This window comes from Pseudomonas gingeri (genome assembly GCF_013385425.1).
Classification (GTDB): Bacteria; Pseudomonadota; Gammaproteobacteria; order Pseudomonadales; family Pseudomonadaceae; genus Aquipseudomonas; species Aquipseudomonas gingeri_D.
Map to the genome: position 1 here is coordinate 221,209 of NZ_JACAQA010000003.1, position 24,210 is coordinate 245,418.

The 24,210-nt window shown below is 58.0% G+C and carries 21 protein-coding genes; 6 read left to right on the forward strand and 15 right to left on the reverse strand.

The window, feature by feature from the left end:
* Positions 1-107: 107 nt before the first annotated feature.
* The 9 genes from HX830_RS03640 to HX830_RS03680 form a co-directional block, all read right to left on the reverse strand.
* Positions 108-1,184 (reverse strand): DNA/RNA non-specific endonuclease, encoded by a 1,077-nt coding sequence (locus HX830_RS03640; protein WP_177098998.1) that lies wholly within the window; start codon positions 1,182-1,184, stop codon positions 108-110.
* Between the two features lie 389 nt (positions 1,185-1,573).
* Positions 1,574-2,356 (reverse strand): SDR family NAD(P)-dependent oxidoreductase, encoded by a 783-nt coding sequence (locus HX830_RS03645; protein ID WP_177098999.1) that lies wholly within the window; start codon positions 2,354-2,356, stop codon positions 1,574-1,576.
* A 123-nt stretch (positions 2,357-2,479) separates the two neighbouring features.
* Positions 2,480-2,770 carry a hypothetical protein gene (locus HX830_RS03650; RefSeq protein ID WP_177099000.1) on the reverse strand — a complete coding sequence of 97 codons (291 nt, stop codon included), beginning with the start codon at positions 2,768-2,770 and terminating at the stop codon, positions 2,480-2,482.
* A 5-nt stretch (positions 2,771-2,775) separates the two neighbouring features.
* On the reverse strand, positions 2,776-3,522 hold the full coding sequence (locus HX830_RS03655) for a molybdate ABC transporter substrate-binding protein (protein WP_177099001.1): 747 nt from the start codon (positions 3,520-3,522) through the stop codon (positions 2,776-2,778).
* A 177-nt stretch (positions 3,523-3,699) separates the two neighbouring features.
* Positions 3,700-4,485 carry a hypothetical protein gene (locus tag HX830_RS03660; protein WP_177099002.1) on the reverse strand — a complete coding sequence of 262 codons (786 nt, stop codon included), beginning with the start codon at positions 4,483-4,485 and terminating at the stop codon, positions 3,700-3,702.
* Positions 4,486-4,530: 45 nt separating this feature from the next.
* Positions 4,531-5,694 carry an MFS transporter gene (locus tag HX830_RS03665; RefSeq protein ID WP_177099003.1) on the reverse strand — a complete coding sequence of 388 codons (1,164 nt, stop codon included), beginning with the start codon at positions 5,692-5,694 and terminating at the stop codon, positions 4,531-4,533.
* The gene (locus HX830_RS03670) at positions 5,691-6,494 is read right to left on the reverse strand and encodes a hypothetical protein (protein WP_177099004.1); all 804 of its coding nucleotides are present in this window, start codon (positions 6,492-6,494) and stop codon (positions 5,691-5,693) included. The genes HX830_RS03665 and HX830_RS03670 overlap by 4 nt, the downstream gene beginning before the upstream one ends.
* 12 nt (positions 6,495-6,506) lie before the next feature.
* Positions 6,507-7,946: a radical SAM protein gene (locus tag HX830_RS03675; RefSeq protein WP_177099005.1), complete on the reverse strand. Its 1,440-nt coding sequence runs from the start codon at positions 7,944-7,946 to the stop codon at positions 6,507-6,509.
* Positions 7,946-10,600, reverse strand: a complete 2,655-nt coding sequence (locus HX830_RS03680) for a glycosyltransferase (protein WP_177099006.1) — start codon at positions 10,598-10,600, stop codon at positions 7,946-7,948. The genes HX830_RS03675 and HX830_RS03680 overlap by 1 nt, the downstream gene beginning before the upstream one ends.
* A 411-nt stretch (positions 10,601-11,011) precedes the next feature.
* Between HX830_RS03680 and HX830_RS03685 the strand changes: the two genes are divergently transcribed.
* From HX830_RS03685 to HX830_RS03705, 5 genes are all read left to right on the forward strand, one after another.
* The gene (locus HX830_RS03685; RefSeq protein WP_177099007.1) at positions 11,012-11,245 is read left to right on the forward strand and encodes a hypothetical protein; all 234 of its coding nucleotides are present in this window, start codon (positions 11,012-11,014) and stop codon (positions 11,243-11,245) included.
* Positions 11,246-11,435: 190 nt separating this feature from the next.
* Positions 11,436-11,690, forward strand: a complete 255-nt coding sequence (locus tag HX830_RS03690; RefSeq protein ID WP_103497434.1) for a DUF2790 domain-containing protein — start codon at positions 11,436-11,438, stop codon at positions 11,688-11,690.
* A 145-nt stretch (positions 11,691-11,835) separates the two neighbouring features.
* A complete protein-coding gene (locus HX830_RS03695) occupies positions 11,836-12,507 on the forward strand; it encodes a heavy metal response regulator transcription factor (protein ID WP_177099008.1) in 672 nt (223 codons plus the stop codon).
* Positions 12,504-13,892, forward strand: a complete 1,389-nt coding sequence (locus tag HX830_RS03700; protein ID WP_177099009.1) for a heavy metal sensor histidine kinase — start codon at positions 12,504-12,506, stop codon at positions 13,890-13,892. Before HX830_RS03695 ends, HX830_RS03700 begins: the two co-directional genes overlap by 4 nt.
* A 136-nt stretch (positions 13,893-14,028) precedes the next feature.
* Entirely contained in the window at positions 14,029-14,793 is a 765-nt protein-coding gene (locus HX830_RS03705; protein ID WP_152739083.1) for a substrate-binding periplasmic protein, read from the forward strand.
* 54 nt (positions 14,794-14,847) lie between these two features.
* On the opposite strand, the gene HX830_RS03710 is transcribed toward HX830_RS03705, so the two are convergent.
* The 4 genes from HX830_RS03710 to HX830_RS03725 form a co-directional block, all read right to left on the reverse strand.
* Positions 14,848-15,825, reverse strand: a complete 978-nt coding sequence (locus HX830_RS03710) for an isopenicillin N synthase family dioxygenase (protein ID WP_152739086.1) — start codon at positions 15,823-15,825, stop codon at positions 14,848-14,850.
* Positions 15,826-16,052: 227 nt separating this feature from the next.
* Positions 16,053-17,261 (reverse strand): acetate/propionate family kinase, encoded by a 1,209-nt coding sequence (locus HX830_RS03715; protein ID WP_177099010.1) that lies wholly within the window; start codon positions 17,259-17,261, stop codon positions 16,053-16,055.
* Positions 17,262-17,290: 29 nt separating this feature from the next.
* Positions 17,291-19,687, reverse strand: a complete 2,397-nt coding sequence (locus HX830_RS03720; protein WP_103497440.1) for a phosphoketolase family protein — start codon at positions 19,685-19,687, stop codon at positions 17,291-17,293.
* 95 nt (positions 19,688-19,782) lie between these two features.
* A complete protein-coding gene (locus HX830_RS03725; RefSeq protein WP_152739096.1) occupies positions 19,783-20,769 on the reverse strand; it encodes a universal stress protein in 987 nt (328 codons plus the stop codon).
* A 297-nt stretch (positions 20,770-21,066) separates the two neighbouring features.
* On the opposite strand from HX830_RS03725, the gene HX830_RS03730 reads away from it, so the two are divergent.
* Complete coding sequence (locus HX830_RS03730) at positions 21,067-22,143, forward strand: alpha/beta fold hydrolase (RefSeq protein ID WP_177099011.1); 1,077 nt, start codon at positions 21,067-21,069, stop codon at positions 22,141-22,143.
* A 47-nt stretch (positions 22,144-22,190) separates the two neighbouring features.
* Here HX830_RS03730 and HX830_RS03735 read toward each other — a convergent pair whose 3' ends face one another.
* Together HX830_RS03735 and HX830_RS03740 are read right to left on the reverse strand one after the other, a co-directional pair.
* The gene (locus HX830_RS03735) at positions 22,191-22,856 is read right to left on the reverse strand and encodes a dienelactone hydrolase family protein (RefSeq protein ID WP_103497443.1); all 666 of its coding nucleotides are present in this window, start codon (positions 22,854-22,856) and stop codon (positions 22,191-22,193) included.
* Between the two features lie 295 nt (positions 22,857-23,151).
* Positions 23,152-24,210: an ABC transporter ATP-binding protein gene (locus tag HX830_RS03740; protein WP_103497444.1), complete on the reverse strand. Its 1,059-nt coding sequence runs from the start codon at positions 24,208-24,210 to the stop codon at positions 23,152-23,154.

A 24,210-nucleotide genomic window follows, 5' to 3' on the forward strand; every position in this document is an offset into this window, starting at 1 on the left:
CGTATTTAACAAGTGGGCGATGTCAGATGTTCATAAGTAGCTCACAGGCCCGAGAGGAGGGCAGGCACTGATGCTTGCCTGCAGCTATCGAGTCTTCGAAATCAAGTTCAGTAAGGCTTATATCTTTTGACTCTGCCGGTACCGCGAACAATGCTGCTCAAAGCATTGCTGTCTGCGAACGCCAATCGTGCGCGCTTGTCGCTGTTGTGCTTGGCGCTGATCAACATGGCATTGCTGTAAACGGCCGCTCCGCTGGCAGACTTGGCAATAATGTGATCGACCTGAGGTGTGAGATCATGACCACCTTCGACCAGTAGACCAACCCGCTGGCCTGGAATGCGGTACTTGTCGGTGTACACAGGGTCAACGATGTCGTCGCTTATAAGATACCCATCGTTGAGAACGCGGTTGACTGCGCGGATAGTTTCGATCTGTGTGCTTGAGAACTCGGCTGCCTGCGACAGTATTACGCGGTCATTCCAATGCGCAAGCTGCTTGGGGTCATCCTTGACGGACTTCCACTCGGCATAATCGAGGAACGCGTAAGGCCTTGCCGCGGCAGGAAAAACGGGGAGCCGTCGGTAAGAGGGAAACCCTACAGTATTCAACTGGTCCTGGATGTTCCAGCCTGCGTTTGTCATTTCGTCGATGAGTGCGAGGTATTCGGCCTTCTTCGTCGGGTCGGCACCGCCGATGATAGGCGCTGGCTTTGGATGCAGAATAGGCCACGTGCGTGTGCGATTGACGTGCAGGCCGGCCAGGACTTTCGTGATAATCGTGAACCGCGTGGGCACACGCTGTTCTTCGGAAATTTCGGTAGCGTAATCGCAGGTGATGGCCACTTCGCAATTACCTCCTGCGGCATCCACCCAGCTCTCAAGCTCACGCTCGAATTGGCGCCATATACCTCCCGAGTTGAATGAGCCATACATCGGAACCAGGTTGCTCGAGGACTCGGGCCCACCAAACTCCAGAGCAATGAGGTGTCCTCGGTGGCAGTCTTCGTGCCGGGTGTCAGCCACTCCACCTTCATACATCGAAAGAGGCAGGACCGTGTTGTTTCGTGGAGTTGGCGTGTGAGGCTTCACCCCCGGTGACATCTCGGCAACGAGCCGTTTCACACGCTGGCGGGCTCCACCCTTGAAATTTTCAGGAGGATTGCTGAGGAACTGTACGAAGCGCATGGTCCTTCCTTGGAATGAGTGGATAGCCAAACAAACTGGGGAAATCGTACAGGGAGTGTGAACAGCGAAGCAAGGTGTGCGCCGCAGCAGTAACATTCGAAACATATCACTTAATTTAACATAATATACATTATGCGAAGTTATGGATTGAGACCTACGGGCCCTGGCCTGCATAAATCGACGTAACCTCAGGCACCTAAGCCAAGCCACTACGCCGACATGACTGCTTGCGACGGTTCCGCGCTCTGAACCGAGCCGCTTCACCGCCACAGGCAAAAACTCCACAGCAACATCGAGCGACGGTGTCAGCAAGCTGACAAGCGTTCGCCCGATGCGCCTCACAGAAAACGATAAACGCCAAGGACACCCGTGGCGCGGTGCCAGGCGTATCAGTCCTCCCCGAACATCGCAAGAAAGTTTGGCTGGCCGTTAGATGCGGCCAAGCCGCCGTCGACCGGTATGATTACCCCGTTGACGAAGCTGGCGTCATCACTGGCCAGAAACGCAATGACAGCCGCGACTTCTTCCGGTGATGCCTGCCGGCCGGCAGGCAGACGGGCGCGAAACGCCGCCATGATGGCCTCGTTCTTCTCGAGATCTGCCGTCGCATCGGTGCTGGTGAGGCTGGGAGCGACGGCGTTTACCCGGACGTTCCGAGCGGCGTACTCCAGGGCAAGCGACCGGGTCAGATTGCTGACCGCCCCCTTCGCTGCGTTGTACCCGCTTCCTCCCCAGTCACCACCCAGGCCGGAGGCTGACGATACATTGACGATTGAGCCCTTGGTGGCGAGCAAGTGAGGCAACGCCTCCCGGCAGCCGAAATAGACTCCGTCCAGGTCAGTGGCGATCTGTCGCCGCCAGTCCTCCGTGGAAAGCTGGGCGAATGGGCCAAAGATGGCGAAGCCGGCGTTGTTGACCAGTACGTCCAGCCGGCCGAACTTTGCGACGGTGTCGGCTATGAGCCGCTTGACGTACGTCTCGTCCGAGATGTCGCCAGGATGGAGCATCACCTTGGTCGGATCGGCTCCTTCCACTGTTTTGGCGAGCTTGTGTTCGCGGCGGCCGTTAAGCACCACCGATGCGCCCTCGGACAAGAACCGGCGGGCCGTAGCGGCCCCAATGCCTGTCCCGGCCCCTGTCACGACTACAACTTTGCCTGCGAAACGATTCATGTTGTTTTCCTCCGCGTATGGTTGATGAACACGGGAGTTGACGTTACGGCGGCCAGGCCAAAAAACTTCGCCCTGGCACTGGTACCACCCGTGAGGAGCGTTTCGAGCCACATGGATTAAAGCTCAGAAGCGTTCGAGCATCTCAGCAATTGCTGTACGATCAGCAGCGGCTCTCAAAAACGCCAAGGACAGAAAATGCGCGCTGAACGTGATGATGACGAACCAAGGGTGACCAGAAAGACTCCGGAACGCCGCCTGGCCTACGAAATCGCGATTGGGATCATTTGGGGTGGTTTGGGACTGGCTGCGATACAAACAGTGCTTGCGCTGATTGCCTGGCAGATCTACATCCACGACGTGAAAGTCGCGTTCGGGATCCCGGGTCACTAGACCTTGCACAATCAACAAGGGCATGGCGCTCATTCCATCCCTTTGGCCTGCAATAAACTCACGGCTTTTTCTTCACCCAACGCCTTGATCAACTCGAGCGAGTCCTTTGCATGCCGAGAACCTTTCGCCATTGCTGCCGTGTAGGTCGTATAGCTCTGGATTTCGGCCGGGAGCGCTCCAACAAACTGGATGCAGGGTACAGCCAATAATTCGCTGATTTGATGAATGGCAACGCTTGCCTCACCGTCGACGAGCTTCGTACCCACCAGCCCACCATTCACCAGGACAGCCTTTCTGGCAACCTCTTCAGAAACGCCCAGCTTATCGAATAACCCAGTCAGGTAGATGCCCGATGAGCCTCCAGACTTGGGGTCGATATAAGCAATTTTTGCCTCAGAATGCAGCATGGACTTGAAGTCGTTGACCGTGGAAATCACTGGCTTCGGAGCGTTCAACGGGACGGCCACACCGATACCGACCTTCGCAACGTTCTTCGCAGTATCCTTATCCAAACTCCCGGCGGCTTCGAACTTGCTGACCAGCGAATCCGTAAGAATCGCCACATCAAAACGTTCCCCTGACTCAATCCTTTTGTTCAGCTCCCCGGCAGTACCGTTAGAAATGTTCAGGGTAATATGCTTCGAAGCCTCAAGCTCCGGCGCGATGGCCAATAACACCGGTTTGAATGCTCCCGTGGTCAACACCTTGATTTCAGCGGCTTGCGCACCGTTGAAGGCTGTCAGCAATAAAACAGCGACTGCAAGTTTTGACTTCATAACCCCACCTGAATATCACGCTAGAACCCCGGGGACATCGCCCTCGGCTGAGACAACACTGGGGCCGGATGAGACTAGCCCCGGGGAAAGCTCATTTCAACCAATCCCCTACGCTTGATCAGCCGCCAGAAAAACACACACAGCCTGATGGAATAAACCTCTTAGCCAAGCGTCCTTTCAGCCACTGTTGCCGGCGATGGTGATGTAGTCGGTATAGAGCTGCGGCGCGCCAGAAAAAGACGCCAGTTCACGCCACTCGTCGTACATACGCTCGCTCTCCTGATGCTCGCGCACGAACGTCAGGGCCTTGTCCGTCGAAACATCCAGCTCAGGGTGGAAGGCGTTCAGGGACTCCAGGCTTTCGATTTCCAGCATGACCGCGTATTGGTCGAGGCGACTGCCGCCCTGCCCTTTGAGCATGTGAAATTTCCAGCCCGGGTAGTCTTCCACCCGGTGAATATTGCCGGTGATGAAATCCTCGAAGGTCTCCGGCGCCACGCCGGAACGCAGGGCCAGGTTGTGAATCCCCACCACGCGGGCCAGCGCTTTGGCCTGATAGTTAGGGCCTTCCGGCAGTGAGCTGTTGGTGTTCTCCGCCACTGTTGAATAGTACGAAAAGATGGTCGGCAGCTCGGCGAAGGTTGAGAAGGTTTTCCACTCGGCAATCAGAGCCTGTGCCTGCGAATGTTCCCGCCAGAAATCCCGCGCACGGACGGTCTGATCGCCGTTGCGGTCAATATACTGGGCGTACTGTTCCGCGCTGGGTGCCTCCTGCAGCATCAGATACTGATTTTCCCTTTCACCGCGCAACCCTTTCAATAATGTCCAGTGCCAGCCCGGATAAGCCGGGATCCCGACACCGCGTTCGCGCACGAAATTTTCGAAATGCTCAGCCGTAACGCCCTTTTTCAAATTGAGGCCAATGTAATGCAGGCTGAACACCGGACCGGATAATTGACTCATAAAGACTCCATGGATTGACAACGTCAGGACAGACCTGTCATAGCCTCAACGCGCAATGCGTCGAGCACTGGAACAGACCAGCAGCATGATCACCACTCCCGCACTGAAAGCCGTGGTCAGGCTGGAATGGTGGGCAACAAATCCGATAAGCGCCGGGCCGCTCAACAACCCCGTGTAACCGATAAGGGTCACGGCCGAAAGCGCGAAGCTCGACGGGACATCCGGCTGGTTGCCGGCGGTGGTGAACAGAATCGGGATGATATTGGACAGGCCGATGCCTGCCAGGATGAACCCGGCGAGGGCCACACCAGGGAGATCGACCGAGACGATCAGCAGCAACCCGACTGCGGCACATGAACCGCCCAGCATCAGCATGCGTTGCCGGCCGAACGCGTTGACCAGGCGATCGCCGTACAACCTGCCCAGCGCGACGGCGATGGCATAAAGGGTGTAGCCAAAACCGGCATGGCTTTTTTCCATGCCGCGCTCCGTATGAAGGAACACAGCCGACCAGTCCAGCATCGCGCCCTCAATCAGGAAGATGAAAAAGCACAACACGGCAATAAACAGAATCCCCGGGTGAGAGAGCGCCTGAAACGTACCGCCAGACTCACCGCTTTCCTGCGGCCGCTTGGCGAGCAGATGACCGGAAGCCGTCATCACCACAAGTGCAATCAGCAGCACGATCAGGAAAATGGCCTGCAGAGGCATCAGCCCCGCCCACAGCAGCAGGCTGACGCCCCCTGCCCCGGCGACACAGCCAATGCTGTAGAAGCCGTGAAACCCGGACATCCTCGCCTGCCCGCTGTCACGTTCGACAATCACCGCCTGGGCATTCATCGACACATCCAACAGGCCGTTCACCGCGCCAAAAACCAGCAATGCGCCGCCAATCTCCACGGCAGAGGTGGCGTGCATCATGAACGGCAGGATCAAACAGAAGACCGCTGCGCAGGCAAGGATCAGCGTCCGACAGCCGAGCCTGGCGATGGCGCGCCCGGTAAAGGGCATTACCAGCATGGAGCCCGCCGCAATACAAAACAGCAGCAGGCCCAGCGTGCCGTCATCAATATCGAGCCGGGCTTTGACAAATGGAATCAACGGCGCCCAGGACGCCATGCCCAGCCCGGCAATAAAGAAGATGCCCCGTGTGGCGTTCTGCTGACGAAGATTCGAGCCGCTCTGCAAGAGGGATACATTTGTACTCACAGGCTTTGCGCCACTGACAGATAGTCGGTATAGATCTGCGGCGAGCCGGAAAACGAGGCCAGTTGCTTCCACTCTTCGTACATCTGCTTGGTGTCCCGGTGTGCCCGGGCAAATTTCGCCGCTTCATCGGTGGCGATATCCGGCTCCGGATAAAACACATCGAGCGCCTTCAGGCTCGCGATCTCCATCAGCACCACGTACTGGTCCAGACGGTTGCCCCGCTCGCCTTTGAGCAAGCGGAATTTCCAGTCTGGATAGTCCTCGATGCGGTGGTGGTTTTGCGCAATAAAGGTCTCGAAGGTCTGCGCCTGGACATCGGGGCGCAACGCGAGATTGTGGATACCGATAACCCGCGCGACAGGCTCCTCCCCTGCCCGCTCCTGGTAACGCGGGCCATGGGGCAAGGTGCTTTTGCTGTTTTCCGCCAGCAGCCGATAATCGGTGTAAAGGGTGGGTAGCTCGCTGAAGGTAGCGTAACGCTTCCACTCCCCGAGAATATCCAGCGCTTCGGGATGTTCACGCCAGAACTGGTGGGCCAGTTCTGTTTTATTACCATCCGCGGCCATATAACAATCGCGCTGCGCGGCGCTGTCGATCTCAAACAGCATCAGGTATTGCCCTGCCCGTTCGCCCCGCAACCCGCGTAACAAGGTCCAGCTCCAGCCCGGATAGCTGGGAATATGTACGCCCTTGTGGCGAACAAAGTGCTCAAACTGTTCTGGCGTCACGCCGGCTTCAGTGTCGATAGCAATGTAGTAGAGGCTGAAGACCGGCACGGACGAGCTTTTTTGCTGTTCCATCGGATACCTCCCTCAGGCTTGCGGCGTCACGAACTGGGTGTTGATGACGGCTTCGACCAGCGTTACGCCGTTGGGCGTCAGGCTGACCAGATCGCCATCGACACTGACGAGAGCCTTGTCGACCAGGGTTTTGAGCGTGCCGCCGATAATCGGATTGTCGTAAAAGCTTCTGCCTTCAAAACGCTGTTTGAAGACCTGGTCATTCACTGGAATCAGCGTGGAAAGTGCCATTTTGAAAGCATTCACTTCGCGCTGGAGCGGTGAGAACCCCCGGCTTTCATCAATCGGCAGGCGGCCGTCATCAAGTGCCTGCTTGTACTTGTTGTAGCCGGTGATATTGATGGCTTCGGAGCCCGTGCATTTCGAGCTGCCACCAAGACCGATCGCCACTTCCGGGTACTGTTTATCGAGATCGGTGATAAGCCCCTTCCATTTCTCCGGTTGTCGATGGTTCTGGTGGAAGTACATGGTCGGGTGTTCGCGATAACCGGATGACAGGTGCTGCTCCACCAGCTCGCGCATCTGATACTGCTTGCCAAGACCCGGGAAGCTCATGTCGTTGACACTGATCAGCCCTTTTCTCTGCCAGTGGCTTTCTTTCTCTCCCGACACGCCGGTACGGGTTTTCATGAACTCTTCCATGTGCAGCTTGCTGATGACCACATGGGAAAGCTCGAGCTCGAGGGACTTCTCCATGTCGTATTTCACGTCATCCACGCTTTGGCCGAGCATGCCGTAGATAAGGTCGACGCTGACCCAGTCCAGGCCGATTTCACGGGCGTGATGGATGGTTTCCACGCACTCGTCAGCGGAGTGCATGCGACCGCAGGCCGAGATGATGCGGTCATTGAAGGATTGGGTGCCGAAGCTGATTTTGCTGAACCCCAGCTCCTTCAACAGCGACAGGTAGGGTTTGTTCAGGGTGCCCGGTTCGCCCTCAAAGCGCAGGGTGGCGGCCGAGAAGTTGAAATGGCTCCGGTAGAACGCCATCAGACGACGCAGTTCCTGCTCAGGCAGCAGTGACGGCGTACCGCCAAAGATGTTGAATTCGCCCACTTCAGCCTGAGCCAGACCGGGGACTTTCTGGAGCCACATCGTGGCCTCTTTGATGTTGTAATCCACCAGGTCCCGGAACACCTGCTGCGACGAGGCAGCCTTGGGGTTCAGGATAACCGTCGGATACTGGCAAAAATGGCAACGGTAGCGGCAGGTGGGAATATAGGCCCAGAGATGGATTTGCCTGGCCTGTTTGATATCGCGATCCATGTCGGCAAAAAAAGAGGACAGCGGATAGTCGGGGATATCGCCAGGAAAAACATGGCAGCCGAACGGGTCGTTGAACACGTACTCCAGAAAGGCGCTGTTATCGGGACGCGAGAGAAAGTCGTAGACCCGCGGCGTTGGATAGTTCAAGTCGATATCGTTCAGTGAGCCCAGCGCTTCGCCATTCATCAGAATACCCCTCCGTTCGCAAAGTAGTTATGGGCTTCACCGGACTCGCGGTCTTCGGCGAAGTAGTAGACAAAGCGCTCGAAGTCTTCCGGTTTGACCCCATCGAAGCAGGCCGGCAATGGCGGCGGGAAACCGATGTCCTCGCCGACGGCACGGCGCAGGGCACTGAAAATCTCCTCGCGGAACTCGAAATAGAGGCGATAGGACGGGGTCTTGTAGGCGTGAATCGGTTTGAAGTCGATGACCCGCGAGCCCTGTTTGATTTCATCGATACGCTGATACATACGATCGGCCACCGGCCCGCTGAAGAACTCACGTACCGCCGGGCTTTCCAGCAGAATCCGCGGGTTGAGAAGCGCCGGCAGCACGATGTTTTTGGGCACATAGTCCTTGATCGAGTAGTCCCAGGCCTGTTGCGACTGCACAGGCGTGGTGTCCCGCAGCGTTGGGTTTTGCTCTTCGACGTCGGGGCGTACGTCCTTCATGATGATGATTCCGTCCTGCCCATAGGCGTTGCCGGTAATCACCTCATCCAGAATGGTATCCACACGACGGCTGTTGATCTCGATGCGGGAATCGTGGGCGTAGACCGGCTTGCCGCCCCAGGCGATCACCCGGATCCCGAAATCCCAGTCATCGGAGAGGTGTTCGACAAAGCGGCCCTTGTCCAACTGGTAGAAAATCTCGATGCCGCCCACTTTGTCGTAGAGGCCCCGCTCGACGGCAAACCCCTTGCCGTCCGGAAAACCGCCAAACAGTGAAAATGACATCTCGCGGCAGCGCAGGGTCTTCTGGATCTCGTTGAGCAGGTTCGGCCGATGGCGAAAGGACGCTTCGTTGTAATAGTAATTACAGGTGCCCAGATCGCCGTTCTCCTCGAGCATTTTTTCAATCAGCGCGTGCAGCCAGTAAGGGTCCACGGTGCAGTCCGCATCGGCGGAAGCAATGTAGTGTTTATTCTTGACTCCCAGGCGGATGTCGCGCTGTTTTGAGCGCAAGGAGGCATAGTCCATGCCGCGTTTTCTGGCAGATGAAACACCTTGGGTGGTCTCCTGGATAACGTGAATATCCAAGGTCGGGTTTTCAGCCTTGAAGGCGTTGATTTTTTTTACCGAGTCATCCGTGGAGTTGTTATCCACGATGATCAGTTCATAGGTGGCGTGGGTAATCAGGCCACCCCGTGTTTTCTGATTGAATAAAGAATCCAGCACACTATCGATGCGATCACTTTCGTTATAAACCGGCAGCACAACCGAGACAAAGACGGCCTCACGCATATTTCCTCCAGAAGGACTCAAGTCCAGCATGCCAATAACGTTATTGGAGAGCACCTGCTGACCGATGGTGAAATTTTTATGAGCCATTTCAGCCATCAGCGTCTTGTTATTCAGCAACTGATAGACATCGTCAATAAAGTCATCATCAGGCAGGTCATCCTGATCTTCCGAGATCGACATGACCGGCGCTTCAAAACCATGCTGGCCATAGACTTCCTGATAATATTCGTAGCGGCTCGTGATATAGCAGCGCCGGCTGCTGATCGCCTCCCCCACGGGATTGCCGTAGCTGTCATACCCCCAGGAAGTGAGAAAGGAAACCAGGTCGCAGGAGTAATACAAATCCTCAATGGTCGTGGACTTTTCCTTCGTCGGCATAGAGTCATGGGGCAGTGAGCCGATGAACTTGATAAAGCCCTCGACCTGTAGCTCCCGGGCCAGTTTATTCAAGGCTTCAAAATAGCCAGGATGTTCATGGGGATCGCCGGCGATCGCGAGATACACTCTTCGGCGGCTACCGTTCCGGGCAAAAAGCGCGTTCAACCGAAGGACCAGGTGGATATCCCTGTCCTGCCGTTTTTGCGGAATGATGCGAGTCGTGCGGGCAATCAGGACGTCGCTGTCGCGGATATCCAGGCTTTCCTTGATGTTCGTGCAGGTCCCCTGCCCGCTGAAATCATAGGTATTCTTCCTGACCTTGACGTCGACAGCGTGATCGCACCATTCCTCGAGTTTGTTCTTCAGATGCTGATTGAGGGTCACATAGGTGATGTAGCGGGATTGAACCGGCTTGACGGCATGGGGATACGGCTCCGGACCGTATTTCATCACGGTCTTCTCACTGTTCCACATCAGGTCATGATCGCGCCAGATAACGAAATTCCCCAGGCCATGCTTTTGCCCATAGGCGTCGATGGCCAGGTACAAGGCTTGGGTGTAAATAATGTTTTCCGGCAACGTTCCGTTTTCAACGATCACATAACGGATATCCAGTGTTTCCCAAAACTGCACCATTCGATGAGCCAGTGCCTGTGACGACTCGCGAATGGCGATTAAAAGCCGTTCCTGCTCTTCTGGAGAAACCGCGGTCTTTTGACCGATCAGGACACTGTGCGAATACTCTATGAAATCCTGGCTGTAATGTGGGACAGTCTCTATGTCTTCGATGCGAACCAGGGTAAACACGCCCTGATAGATATTTTTCTCGTGATCATAAGGCCTGTTGAAATTGCCTTTGTCGATCTTGATGTCATAGCCCAGGTCGAGATAGGACGTAATCTCACTCTGCTCAAGGCATTTGGCCATCTTTAATGCTTCGACCGTAATGCCCGATACCGCGACAGCATCAAATGATATAAATATGGCTCCAGCATGCATGCTCATACCCCTCAAACCAATAGGAAGTCATTGATTACCACGCACTCGAAACGGCTAGCCTTGAATCATGCTTTATCCATTTTTTGTTTTATGAGAGGGTCATATGTAACCTCTCGAAATTAAAATACTCGTCTGTACGAGTCGAATCAACAACTCATACAGACGAGTATTGGTTTTATTTATTCATGGCCCGGAAATGGGGGACAAGGTATTTCCGGTATCCAGGACAACAGCGTCATCCGCGTAAAAGGCAGCCTGTTACGGGCCCCTGCTCCAGCGTGATTCGGTACTGCCGCCTTCGGTCGGCGCGCGGCTGGCGGTTGAATTGCGTGCGCCAAGGCTGGGAGCGCTATATTGGTAGTGATGGCACGGCCATCATCAGCAGGCACAACCCCGGAAAGAGGCTAAATCGTGAACAAACAAGATACCGCCTTCTACAGTCTCCTGAATGAAATCGCCCAGGGCAAAAGTGAGATCAAGGATCCTGCCGAGGTCGACACGCTGGAACGCTTGATCAGCTTCAACTATGCGCAAGCGCTGGCCGACGTCAGCCATCCGCAACTGGTCTATAGCGGTGCTCAAATGACCCCCATGGGAAGGGCTTTCCTGGCGGAATGCAAGGCAGCGGAACACCCCGTCAGGTAAAGGCACTTCCAGCCAAATCCTACCCTCTCCTCCTTCGTCTCGATCCGAACCGGTGCTCACAGGCCCCGGTTTCGGACAAGCTTGCATTACAACTTTGTCATTGTTTTGTTCGTCGGCTGTTTGAGTGGCCTCGTTATTGTGAACCCACTGCCAGACAACAGGCAGCCCACTCAGACAGAGAGACAATGCCATGAAACTTCTTATGCTCGGATTCGCCGCCCTCCTCGCCACCGGTTCAGCCTTCGCCAGCACCACCGATAGTCCTACGGTGATTCATGACAAGACTGGTTTTTTCGTCCAGATGGACGTGGCGAAAGTCTTGTCCATGACCGACCTCTCGGATCAATGCGGCGTGATCCCGGCAAAGCTCGATTACCTGGATCATCAGGGTCGGGAACATGTGTTGGACTATCAGGTTCAAGGGCACTGCTCAAACGAAAACTGATGGGGAGCTTTACGAAGATGGCTGACAAGGAGCGGGGGCCACACGCAGTATCAGCTGATGATCGGGCTATACTCGCGCCACCTGCTCGCGGCTTTCTGGTCCGCTTTCGTGAATCGAATACCGAAACTGAACCAAGGTAATACCCATGAATATCCTGGTAGTGGAAGACGAACCCAAGGCGGGCAACTATTTACTCAATGGCCTGCAGGAGCAAGGCTACTCCGTCAGCCTGGCCCGCGATGGCGTTGACGGCTTGCACCAGGCCCTGGAAACGTCCTTCGACGTCATCGTGCTGGACGTGATGATGCCGAAGATGGACGGCTGGGAAGTCCTGCGCCGCCTGCGCAAGGAGGCCGACACGCCAGTCCTGTTCCTGACCGCCCGGGATGATATCGCCGACCGTATCAAAGGCCTGGAGCTGGGGGCCGACGACTACCTGATCAAGCCCTTCTCTTTCGCCGAGTTGATCGCCCGCCTGCGCACGCTGACCCGACGCGGTCCGACCCGGGAAGAAGAGCAGTTGCAGATCGACGACCTGCAGATCGATGTCATCAAACGCCGCGTCACCCGCGCCGGCGTGCGAGTCACGCTGACCAACAAGGAATTTGCATTGCTGCACCTGTTTGCCACGCATCAGGGGCAGGTGTTATCCCGCTCGCTGATCGCTTCCCGGGTCTGGGACATGAACTTTGACAGCGACACCAACGTGGTGGACGTGGCTGTACGCCGCCTGCGCCTGAAAATAGACGATCCTTTCCAGCTCAAGCTGATCCACAGCGTGCGTGGAATTGGCTACCGCTTTGATACGCAGCCATGAAGCATCGCCATTACTCCCTGACGCTGCGCCTGGCCGTGGTATTTGCCTTGCTGGCCTTTGCCCTGCTGGCGACCATGGGCGTCGAACTGTACCGCGAACTCGAGAGCGAGCTGATACACCGTGACGAAGTGGCCCTCGTCTTCCGTGTCAATCAGTTGCGTAACGTGCTCAATGACAGCAACACCCGGGATCTGATCAGAACCAAGCCCGCGCTGTTTCAGAACATGATGGGCAATCGCGAATCTGTACTCAGTATTGGTGTGCCAGGGGCGCCTCCGTTACTCGTGGTCAATCCCGGGAACCTTGATATTCCCCAGTTGGTTCCGGTCGCGATGGAGCACACCCTGGAGTTGAGCGATGTCCATAAAGTAGCGGAAGTCAATGGTGCGCCGTTCTCCGCGGTGTCTACCAGTATCGACTCGGGCAAGCTGCAATTGACCATCGGCTGCTTGATGACCGAGCGGACCGCGGTGCTGGCCAGCTACCGCCTCAGTGTCTACATCCTCGCCAGCCTCGCGGCAATAGTCCTGGCCCTGGCCGGTTATCTGATGGTTTACCGCGGCCTGCTGCCGCTGAGGCGTCTGGCACGCCACGCCCATGGTATCGGCATTGGCAATCTGACCGAACGACTCGACAGCCAGGGTGCCCCGAAGGAGCTATTACCGATGATCGACTCTTTCAATACCATGCTCGAGCGTCTGGGCAAGGGCTTCGAGCAACTGGCTCAGGTCTCTACGGACATGGCCCATGAACTGCGCACCCCCATCAACAACCTGCTGGGTGAAACCCAGGTCGCCATGCAGCAGAACCGCAGCGTTGAACATTATCAGCAACTGCTGGCCTCCAATGTCGAAGAGCTGGAACGCTTGGCGCGCATGCTCGACAACATGCTCTTCCTCGCCCGCACCGACCCAAGCAGTGCCCGCCAGCAGCGCCAGGAGTTGGACGCCGCGGAAGAAGTGGAACGCATGGCGGACTATTTCGAAGGTCTGGCGGCAGACGCCGACATCACCATCCGCGCAGAAGGCGAAGGTGTTATCTGGGCCGAGCCCGTCCTGTTGCGCCGCGCCTTGGCCAATCTGTGTGCCAACGCGATAAAGTACGGAGCGCCTCATTCCGAACTGCTGATCCAGGCCATACCGTCGGACGCCGGCATCCATCTGCGGGTGCGCAACCATGGCCCCACCATCCCGGCGGAACACCTGCCGAGACTGTTCGAGCGTTTCTACCGGGCTGATCAATCGCGTGAGCGCTCGGCCCAATCCAATGGGCTTGGCCTGTCGATCGTAGCGACCATCATGCAATTGCACAGTGGTCACTACAGCGTTACCAGCGAGAGTGGCGTGACCTGTTTCGAGCTGTCCTTCCCGATGCGCGAGCAATAAATCGGTTGGATCGATCACCCGTTCATTTGCGCCAAACTCCGGCTTTCTCTCAAATCCGCGCTACGCTAAGTCAGCGGTCGCCATGATTTCTCCGGGCTTTTCCGGGAGCTGCCAGCCGTGCTTGAGATATCAGGTCATGAGCCAGATCACGCGCGTAGCCCATACTCGTACCCAGGCCCTTGCCAAGCTGTGTCTGCCGGCGTTCCTGCTGCTGAGCTATCACGCATGGGCTGCGCCACAACCGATCGACCTGTTTATCATCGACGCGCCCCCGCTGACGCTTGTCGATGACGCCAAGGGGCACGGCATCGTCGGAGATGCCGCCCTGATGGCCATTGCCAAAGCCGGCTATGTCGCTCATATACAGGCGCTGCCCTGGGCCAGGTCGCAAAAATACGTCAGTGAGAAGCAGGACCTCTTGATCGCCCCGTTGTCACGTACGCCCGAGCGCGAAGATCACTTCACCTGGATCGCGCCCATCATGAGCATGGACCGTGCTTTTTTCAGCCTTGAGCACCGGGTGAGCAGCTTCGCCGAAGCCAGGAAGATCTACCATGTGATCGGCGTGGGCCTGGGCAGTGCGCAAGAGGAAATCCTGCGTGCCCAAGGTTTCAGCGACAAGCAGATCCACCCCTTGACCATTGGGGAAAATCCCGCGCAAATGCTTTTGAAAGGCCGCATCGATGCCTGGTTCAACGGCGTCCCCGAGAGCCAGTACATCTGGCCCAAGGTCTCCAGCCGCAAGCTGCTGATGAGCCCCGTCATGAGCACGGTGGATCTCTATCTCGCCTGCTCGAAGCAATGCTCCTCCGAACAGGTCCACGACTTGCGCCAAGCGATTGAAGCGCTTCGCCGTGACGGGACGCTGGCACGGATACAAAAGGACTACCTGTCGCAGTGATTCGCGAAGGGGCGCCCCTTTTGTACGTGCCATCCTCCCTGCCGTTTACGGCATTCACTCAACGCCTGGCGCCTTGCCCTTGCGATACGCCATCGAGTCATCGATTCTCTTGAGTATGTAGTCTCCCGCCGCCACCGGCGGATACAGGCTCTGCGCTGAATCGATCCCCAGTTCACAGGGATCGACCAGGGCGCCATAGGTCGGATCATAGAAGGTCGCGATGGAGTAACGCTCATGACCTGAGCGGTTGATCACCCGATGCAAGGTCGAGCGAAAGCGATTGTTGGACCAGCGCGCCAGCAGGTCGCCGACGTTCACCACCAGGCTGCCCGGAATCGGCGTCGCATCGATCCAGCTGTTGGAGCCCAGCTCACGGACCTGCAAGCCGCCGCTGTTGTCCTGATACAGCAAGGTGATGCAACCGTAGTCGGTATGGGGCGCCACCCCGAATTGATCGGCATCGGCCTGGGCCGGTTGCGGCGGGTAATAGACCATCTGGGTGCGTTGCAAAGGCTTGGTGTATTTGTCGATGAAGAAATGTTCGTCAATCCCCAACCCCACCGCCACCACCCTCAACAGATCCGCCCCGGCCTTGCCGATTTCCTGATAGTACTCGGCCAGGACCTCGCGCAACGACGGCATAAATGCCGGCCACTGGTTCGGGCCGCGCAGCGCCTCACCGGCGAGTACGCTGGGATCGTCTTCAGCCAACTCGAGCCCGATACTGAAAAACTCCTTGTGATCAGGTTTGCTGGCTTCGTACATGGTCGCCCCGCCCAGCGCGTGCCAGCCACGATGGCGCTTGTTGACGGCCGCCTCGCGCTTGACCTCGGTCGGATAGGCAAAGAACTCCGCGGCAGCCGACATCGCCCTGTCGATCACCGGCTGCGGTACACCGTGATTGATGATGTAGAAGAAGCCGGTATCGCAGCAGGCAGTCCGGATGGCATCGGCGGCTCGACGAATACTCGCCTGGTCACCTTCGCGAACACCGGACATATCAATCAGGGGAAGACGGATGCTGGAAGACATATGCACTCCTGGGGGCGTGGTTGAGAGGACATGACGCACTTATTGCTCAGCTGTATATACAGCTATAAGCATTTACCGTGCCGTCCCTCTCGCCCGACACCCCTCTACCGCACGCCAAAGCGCCTACCCACCGTTCAATACCGCCGGTGGGGTGGATTTCCCCGTGATCATTGATTTCCATACGCCCCAACAGTGTGCGATGAGCACGTATCAGGTGCGGCTTTCGGTTACACCCCCTGAGGCAGCAAGGCCAGGCTGTGTCGGGCGATGACCGCGTTCTCGTCAGTGGCAATGACCCATGCCGATACTTTGCTCTGCGCCTGGGAAAGGCAGGCAGACACGGCCTGATCGGGCTTCTCACTGCCGGCGCTTTTTCGAACTACGCCCAACCAGGCGCACCCCTCAAGAATCCCATCGCGCACCTCATGCGCGTGTTCTCCGATGCCACCGGTGAACACCAGAGCGTCAACGCCACCGAGCACCGCGGCCAGCGCGCCGATTTCCTTGACGACGCGGCGTACAAACAACGCTATGGCCTGTTTGGCGGCGTCCGAACGGCTGGCCATCAGCGTGCGCATATCGCTGGCCTCGCCGCCAGAGACACCCAGCAAGCCGCACTCGTGATACAGCAGGTGTTCGACTGCCTGCATGCTCATGCCCCGCTCACGCAGCAGGTACAGCACGATCCCGGGATCCAGGCTTCCCGGTCGACTGCCCATGAGCAATCCGTCCAGCGTGGAGAAACCCATGGTGGTCGCGCGACTGATCCGGTCATGCAGCGCACATAAACTGGCGCCGTTGCCGAGGTGGGCGACGATCGTCCGACCTTGTGCCGCATCGTGGTCGTAATCGGGCAAAACACCGGCAATATACTCATAGGACAAGCCGTGGAAGCCGTAACGGCGCATGCCCGCCTCACTCAGGGCCTTGGGCAGTCCGTAAAGGGTTTCCAGTGGATCGAGGGTGTGGTGAAACGCAGTGTCGAAACAGGCCACCTGGGGCATACCGGGATACTCACGGGCCAAGTGGAGCATGGGTGCCAGGCACAACGGCTGGTGCAACGGCGCCATCGGCGTCAGCGCCTGCATCTCGCGGATCAGCGACCCATCCACCAGCGCCGCCACCTCGCGCCGCTGGCCGCCATGGACCACGCGATGGGCCGCGGCGCGGACACGCCACCGGGTATTGCTGTCGATCCAGCCCATCAGGTGGCTCAAGGTGGCAGCGTCCATGCCGTCACCGGCACTCGACCAGTGCGCCTGCCGCCCGGCCTTGAGCCGAGTGTCCTGATAACTCAGGCTGGCCTTGTGTTCGCGCACTTCGACACTGCCATGCCCCAGACAGTGGGGCGCTGACAGGCTCGCGTCATAAAGGGAAAACTTGAGCGTCGAAGAACCCGCGTTAAACACCAACAACGCGGGGCAAGGATCATCCATCGTGGTGCACTCCTGTTTTGCCGCAGCCGTTACTGGCCTGGGCCGTCCGCTCCGTTTTCGGAGGCCGGCGTCCATTGCCATTGCGCCACTTCCGGCAAGTCCTGGCCATGTTCGATCAGGTACAGGGCATGCCTTTCCCGGGAGGCCCAATAACGTGCACGCGCGGTCTCGACCTGCGGCTGCAGGCGTGGGACACGTTCAATCACATCCAGGGCCAGTTGGTAACGATCCAGCTGGTTGATCACCGTCAGGTCAAAGGGCGTCGTGGTGGCCCCCTCCTCCTTGAACCCCCGGACATGAAAACGCTCCTGCTGTCCGCGACCGTGCAAAAGCCGGTGGATCAGCGATGGATAGCCGTGGAAGGCAAAGATAACCGGTATATCGCGGGGAAAAAGTTCCTCGAAAGCGCCCTCCGATAAACCGTGGGGGTGCTCGCTATCGGGTTGGATCACCATCAGGTCGACCACATTGACAACCCTGACCTTCAGATCCGCTACGTAATCGCGCAACAAGGTCACCGCCGCCAGGGTTTCCAGGGTCGGCACATCACCGGCGCAGGCCATCACCACATCCGGGACCTCATCGTCATGACTGGCCCACGCCCAGCGACCAATGCCACGCAGGCAATGGCTGATGGCCGATTCGATATCCAGCCACTGTCGGGCCGGCTGTTTACCCGCGACAATGACATTGATGTAGTTGCGACTGCGCAGGCAGTGATCCGTCACCGACAACAGGCAGTTGGCATCGGGTGGCAGGTAAATGCGCACCACCTCGGCTTTCTTGTTGGCCACCAGATCGATAAATCCCGGGTCCTGGTGGGAAAAACCATTATGGTCTTGCTGCCAGACATGGGAAGACAGCAACAGGTTGAGCGAGGCAATGGGTTTGCGCCAGGGCACACTGGCGGCGGTTTTCAACCATTTGGCGTGCTGATTGACCATCGAACCGACGATGTGAATGAACGCTTCGTAGCAGGAAAACAGCCCATGACGCCCGGTGAGCAGGTAACCCTCCAGCCAACCTTCGCAGACATGTTCACTGAGTATTTCCATGACACGCCCATCGGCGGCCAGATGATTGTCTCCCGGCTCCAGGTCCGCCATCCAGGTCTTGCCACTGACCTCATAGACCGCGTCGAGCCGGTTGGAAGCTGTTTCATCCGGGCCAAACAGCCGGAAGTTCGCAGACGCCAGGTTGCTTCTCATGACCTCTTTCAAAAACACGCCCAGCACACGTGTCGGTTCCGCCTGTAGGGCCCCGGGGCTTGGCAGTTTGACCGCATATTCCGAAAAACGCGGGATTTCCAGGGAGCGCAGCAGCAACCCACCGTTGGCATGGGGATTGGCGCTCATGCGCTGGTGTCCGCCCGGTGCCAGTTCGGCAATGTGGGGCAGCAAGGCGCCGCCGGCGCTGAACAGCTCCTCCGGGCGGTAACTCTTGAGCCATTCCTGAAGTTGCATCAAATGCCTGGGTTGCTGCAGGTCCGCCAGCGGTACCTGGTGGGCACGCCAGGTCCCTTCCACAGGCAAGCCGTCGACGAACTTGGGGCCGGTCCAGCCTTTGGGCGTGCGTAGTACCAGCATCGGCCAGAGCGGACGCTCCGGCACCGACTGCCTGGGCTGCCGACGCGCAGTACGCTGAATTTCGCGCAGCTCCGATAAAATGGTGTCCAGGGTTTTAGCCAGGGCCTGATGCACCGTCTCGGGATCATCGCCTTCGACAAAGTAAGGCTCATAGCCATAGCCATACATCAAGGCGCTGAGCTCTTCCTCGCTGATGCGCGAGAGCAGCGTAGGGTTGGCAATCTTGTAGCCATTGAGGTGCAAAATCGGCAGCACGGCGCCGTCACGCCGCGGGTCGAGAAACTTGTTCGAATGCCAGCTGGCCGCCAGTGCACCGGTTTCGGCCTCGCCATCGCCAATCACACAGGCGACGATCAGATCGGGATTATCAAAGGCCGCACCATAGGCGTGCGCCAGGGAATAGCCCAACTCCCCGCCTTCATTGATGGACCCGGGCACCTGCGCCGACACATGACTGGAGATACCATAAGGCCAGGAAAACTGTCGAAACAGCTGCAGCAATCCGTCGGCGTTTTGTTCCACCCGCGGGTTGAGTTCGGTGTAGGTCCCTTCCAGATACGCCTGCGCCATGATGGCCGGCGCGCCGTGCCCCGGGCCGGTGACAAAGAGCAGGTTCAGGTCATGGGTCTTGATCAGGTGGTTGAGGTGCACGTAGATCAGATTCAAGCCAGGACTGGTTCCCCAGTGCCCCAGTAACCGAGGTTTTACATCGGTCAGTGCCAGGGGCCTGCGCAACAGCGGATTGTCCTTGAGGTAGATCTGCCCAACGGCCAGATAGTTGGAAGCCCGCCAGTAGGCATCGAGCCCTTCCAATTGATCCTTGTTCAGAAAGTCACTCATGAAGAACTCCGATGGGTGCGAACACGAGCGTTTACTATCGGAGTCGGAGCACTTTGCTGCTTGATCTACATCAAGCCAGTTGGTTTCCCCGGCCTTTACCGAGCCATCAACTCCGGTTGCAATTGATGGGACACGCCATCGGCCTGCGCGCCCTCTTGCGTCTGCGCATACGCATTACAGGACGCGGGAGGCAGTTTGAGTGCAAGCACATTGCAGACGGGATTATCGAGAATCCCTTCCGCGGTGCTCCCGATCGTCGAACTGAGAAGATGGTGATTGGCAGAGCCAATGATCAGGAGATCATAAGTATTACGCTGGATATAGCTACGAATGACGTTGGCCGGTGCTCCCACCAGGAAATGCCGATGTTCCTTGGCGAACCCATGTTCAGTCGCCAATGCATCGAATACGTTCCTGCGGGCCTCATAACTCGGCAACTCAGCACTTGAGAGGGCTGCTGCAATGCTCTTGCAGCCTACGGAATCGCAGTGGTAGACCGTAATCAGATGCAACGACGCATGACAGGCATCCGCCAATTGCCGGGCCATGCTGATGATCTGGTCATTTTCAGTCGCGCGCGCCTCGCCCTCCAGTTCAATGTCCACTGCCACCAGGATCTTGCGCAGACGAGGGGCTGGTGCTTGCTTGATATAGAGTACCGAGGTCTGGCTGGCACACAACAGGTCCCAATCGAGCGACGACAACACCAGACGTTTTAGATGAGCTTCCTCATGCAAGTCTTTGATAATCAAGTCAGTCTTCAGGTTCTGCGCGTAGGCTGCCAGCTCAAAAGCGGATGGTTTTCCCCAAATAACCTCGTACTGCACTTCAACTCCCTTTTCACGCAACAAGACCGCTTCGCTGTTCAGCCACTGCCGATAAACATCCATCATGCCGTTGCGGGCGTTGTCCAGATTGACCGAATGGCCGTGCCCGACCACATCGAGTGCCGCTGCATGGACGAAAGCAACCAGATGCAACGCCGAATTGAGTGTCTGCGCCAATCCCCCCGCATATTCCAACGCAGGGGTGTGCACCGGTTGGGAAGGTGCAATAAGCAGTAGACGCAATGATCGGATCATGACTCACCTCGGCATTTGGCAGTCCCGCCGTTGATTGACCCATGTACGCCCGTTCTGCTCATGGTCTGTTTCCATAGTGGACCCAAAGCAGCAGGCGAATTTGATCTCCCTCAACAAGCACGCTGTTGTAGCGCGCCGTCCGCGGCAGAATCCGTCGTGTATCACCGTGTATCTCAAGCCGGTTCGATACAAGCATTTACACCCACAGGGCAATCTTGAAACAGGCCAGATACGTCTCCGCGTTCAAATAAGAGTCAGCCAGAACACCTGACCCTTCGTTTGAAAGGACACCGGAACATGAAGACAACCCTGTTGAAACACCCCGTTGATAAAAAACGCCGCCTGCTTGGCTCGTCCGTCCTCGCATTCACGCTGATGCAGTTCGGTGCGCTTGGTGTCGCCCACGCGCAAGCCAGCAACGCAGCAGCCCCGGCAACGGTGAATACTGGCGGCACCAGCGGTGCGGCCCAGTCCACCCCGTTCGGCCTGCTCAAGCATATCGATGCCGGTTTGCTGGATGTGGCCTACGCCGAAACAGGCCCGGCCGATGGTCCTGTGGTCATTCTCCTGCACGGCTGGCCCTACGACATTCACAGCTATGACGCAGTAGCACCGTTACTGGCGGCAAAGGGTTACCGGGTACTCATGCCCTACGCACGGGGCTACGGCGATACGCACTTTCTTTCCGCCAACACCGTGCGCAACGGCCAACCCGCCGCGCTGGCCAGCGATGTTATCGACTTCATGGACGCACTGAAGATCAAGCAGGCGGTGCTCGGTGGCTACGATTGGGGCGCGCGCTCGGCGGATATCGTCTCGGCACTCTGGCCGCAACGGGTCAAGGCGCTGGTCTCGGTCAGCGGTTATCTGATCGGCAACCAGGAAGCCGGCAAGACCCCATTGCCGCCCAAGGCCGAGTTGCAATGGTGGTACCAGTACTACTTCGCCACCGAACGGGGCCGTGCCGGCTACGAAAAGAACACCCACGACTTTGCCAGGCTGATCTGGCAGACGGCCTCGCCGAAATGGGCCTTCGACGACGCCACCTTCAATCGCAGCGCTGCTGCCCTGGACAACCCCGACCAGGTTGCCATTACGGTCTTCAACTACCGCTGGCGCCTGGGACTGGTCCAGGGGGAAACGAAATACGATCCTCTGGAACAGAAGTTGGCCAAGGCCCCGTCCATCGGAGTGCCGACCATCACCCTTGAGGGCGACGCCAACGGCGCACCGCATCCCGCCGCCGAGGACTATGCCAAGCGTTTCACCGGCAAATATGAGTACCGGCTTATCCAGGGCGGCATCGGCCACAACCTGCCGCAGGAGGATCCGCAGGCCTTTGCCAAGGCCATTATCGACGCCGATCATCTTTGATAGCCATTTGAAGGGACGTCGCCCTTGGGTTTGGTGTTCAAACCCCGTCAAAGGGTGACTAACTCCATCTGCAAATACTTCTCGAACCACTCGCCAGCGAGCCTGGCGACCTCCCCAAGGGTGCCGGCCTCTTCAAAAAGATGCGTAGCCCCCGCCACGACCTCCAGCCGCTGCTCACAGCGCAGGACATGACTGCTTTGGAAGTTCAGGCCAAATACCAAGGGGTCCTGTGCGCCGACGATCTGCAAGGTCGGTGCCTTCACCCGTGGCAGCACCACTGTTGCCAGGTCGGTCCGCCCTCCCCGACTGACCACCGCGTGCACTCTGTCCGGGCGCTCAGCCGCCGCCAACAGCGCCGCGGCGGCGCCCGTACTGGCGCCAAACAGACCGATCCGTAACGAATGCAACTCCACATCCTGGCCGATCCAGTCGATCACCTCTACCAACCGGCTGCCCAGCAGGGTGATATCGAAACGCAACTCGCGGGTCAGGTTGTCCAGGCGTTGCTCGGTCTCCGTGAGCAGGTCGAACAGCAACGTTCCCAGTCCCTCCCTGGCAAGGGCTTGGGCAACGTGCCGATTACCCGGGCTGGTACGGCCGCTGCCACTGCCGTGAACGAAGATCACCAGCCCCTTTGCATTCATCGGCAGGAACAAGTCGGCTGACAACTCGACATCCATCAGGTCCAGCGTTCGAGATTGAGGCTCAAGCATCGGAGTGCTCCCGGTTCGTATCCAAGAGGTTCCTTTTCCGGAATAGCGGTCGTGGTCGTCCAGGTCAACAGCAGGATGCTGAGGACGTTGAGGTGGACTATCAGGGTGTTCCCCTGGTTGGATCTGCAACAATGGCGCCCTTGCAGCTTCCATGAAATGACAATCGCAATGTTGACCTGGATCAACAAAGGTACGACCTCGTGCAGCCTTCATGAGATAGCTGGGGTGGGCGCTTCAACAGATTCAGCGGATGGCTTGATTCCGGCCTGGTATCGGCTGGTTTGCTTGACCCATATCAATCACGGAAAACTTCATAGGCCAGTACCTCCCCCTCCACGCTGATGGCCACCTCATCACCCGGCCGCGGGCATAAATGGCCGGGCACGCGCGCAATCAGCGTGGTCGATAGGCCCGTACCATCCGACAGCCCCAGGTGCACACAGGCATCATGCCCGTAGTAGTCCACTTTCAGCACCCTGCCCCGCGCCTGGACAACGCCGGTTTCCACGGCTGAAAGCCTGATCTGCTCCGGCCGCAGCAACACCTGTACCGGCCCGTCGGGCATGGCCGCCATCAGGCGCAAAGGTCCCAGGGCACACACCACGCGGGCGCCGTCGACAATCCCCGGCAACAACATTGCATCGCCAACAAAGCGCGCAAGCTCGGGACTGACCGGCATCCGGTACAACTGCTCAGGGCTCGCCACCTGTACCAGTTCACCCTTCCATAACACCGCGACTTCGCTGCCCATGGACAACGCTTCGGACTGATCGTGGGTGACCAGCAACGCAGTGGCGCCGGCCGCCGACAAGGCCTGCGCTACCGCCTGCCGGGTTTCCACCCGCAGCGCGGCATCCAGCGAGGAAAACGGCTCGTCGAGCAGGACCAGGGCCGGCGCCGGTGCCAGCGCCCGTGCCAGCGCTACCCGTTGCTGCTGTCCGCCGGACAACGAATGCGGTGAACGATTGGCAAAATCGCCGGGCAAGCCCACCAGTTCGAGCAACTCGGCGACGCGGTGGTGGGCTTTTCGCAGTTGCCGCGGCAGGCCGAAGACGATGTTTTCGGCCACCGACAGATGCGGAAACAGCGCGCCTTCCTGCGGCACATAACCGATATGACGCTTCTCCGACGGCACATAGACGCCGGGACCGCTGACCCGCTGGCCATTGATCTGAATCGTCCCCGCGTCACCGCGCTCGAAGCCACAGAGCAGCCGCAACAACGTGGTCTTGCCACTGCCGGACGGTCCAAGAATCGCCACCAGGCTGCCGGACGACACCGACAGATCGACGCCACGCAATACCGGGGTGTTGCCAAACGTCTTGCGCAGGCCGCGAATTTCTACATCAGCCAT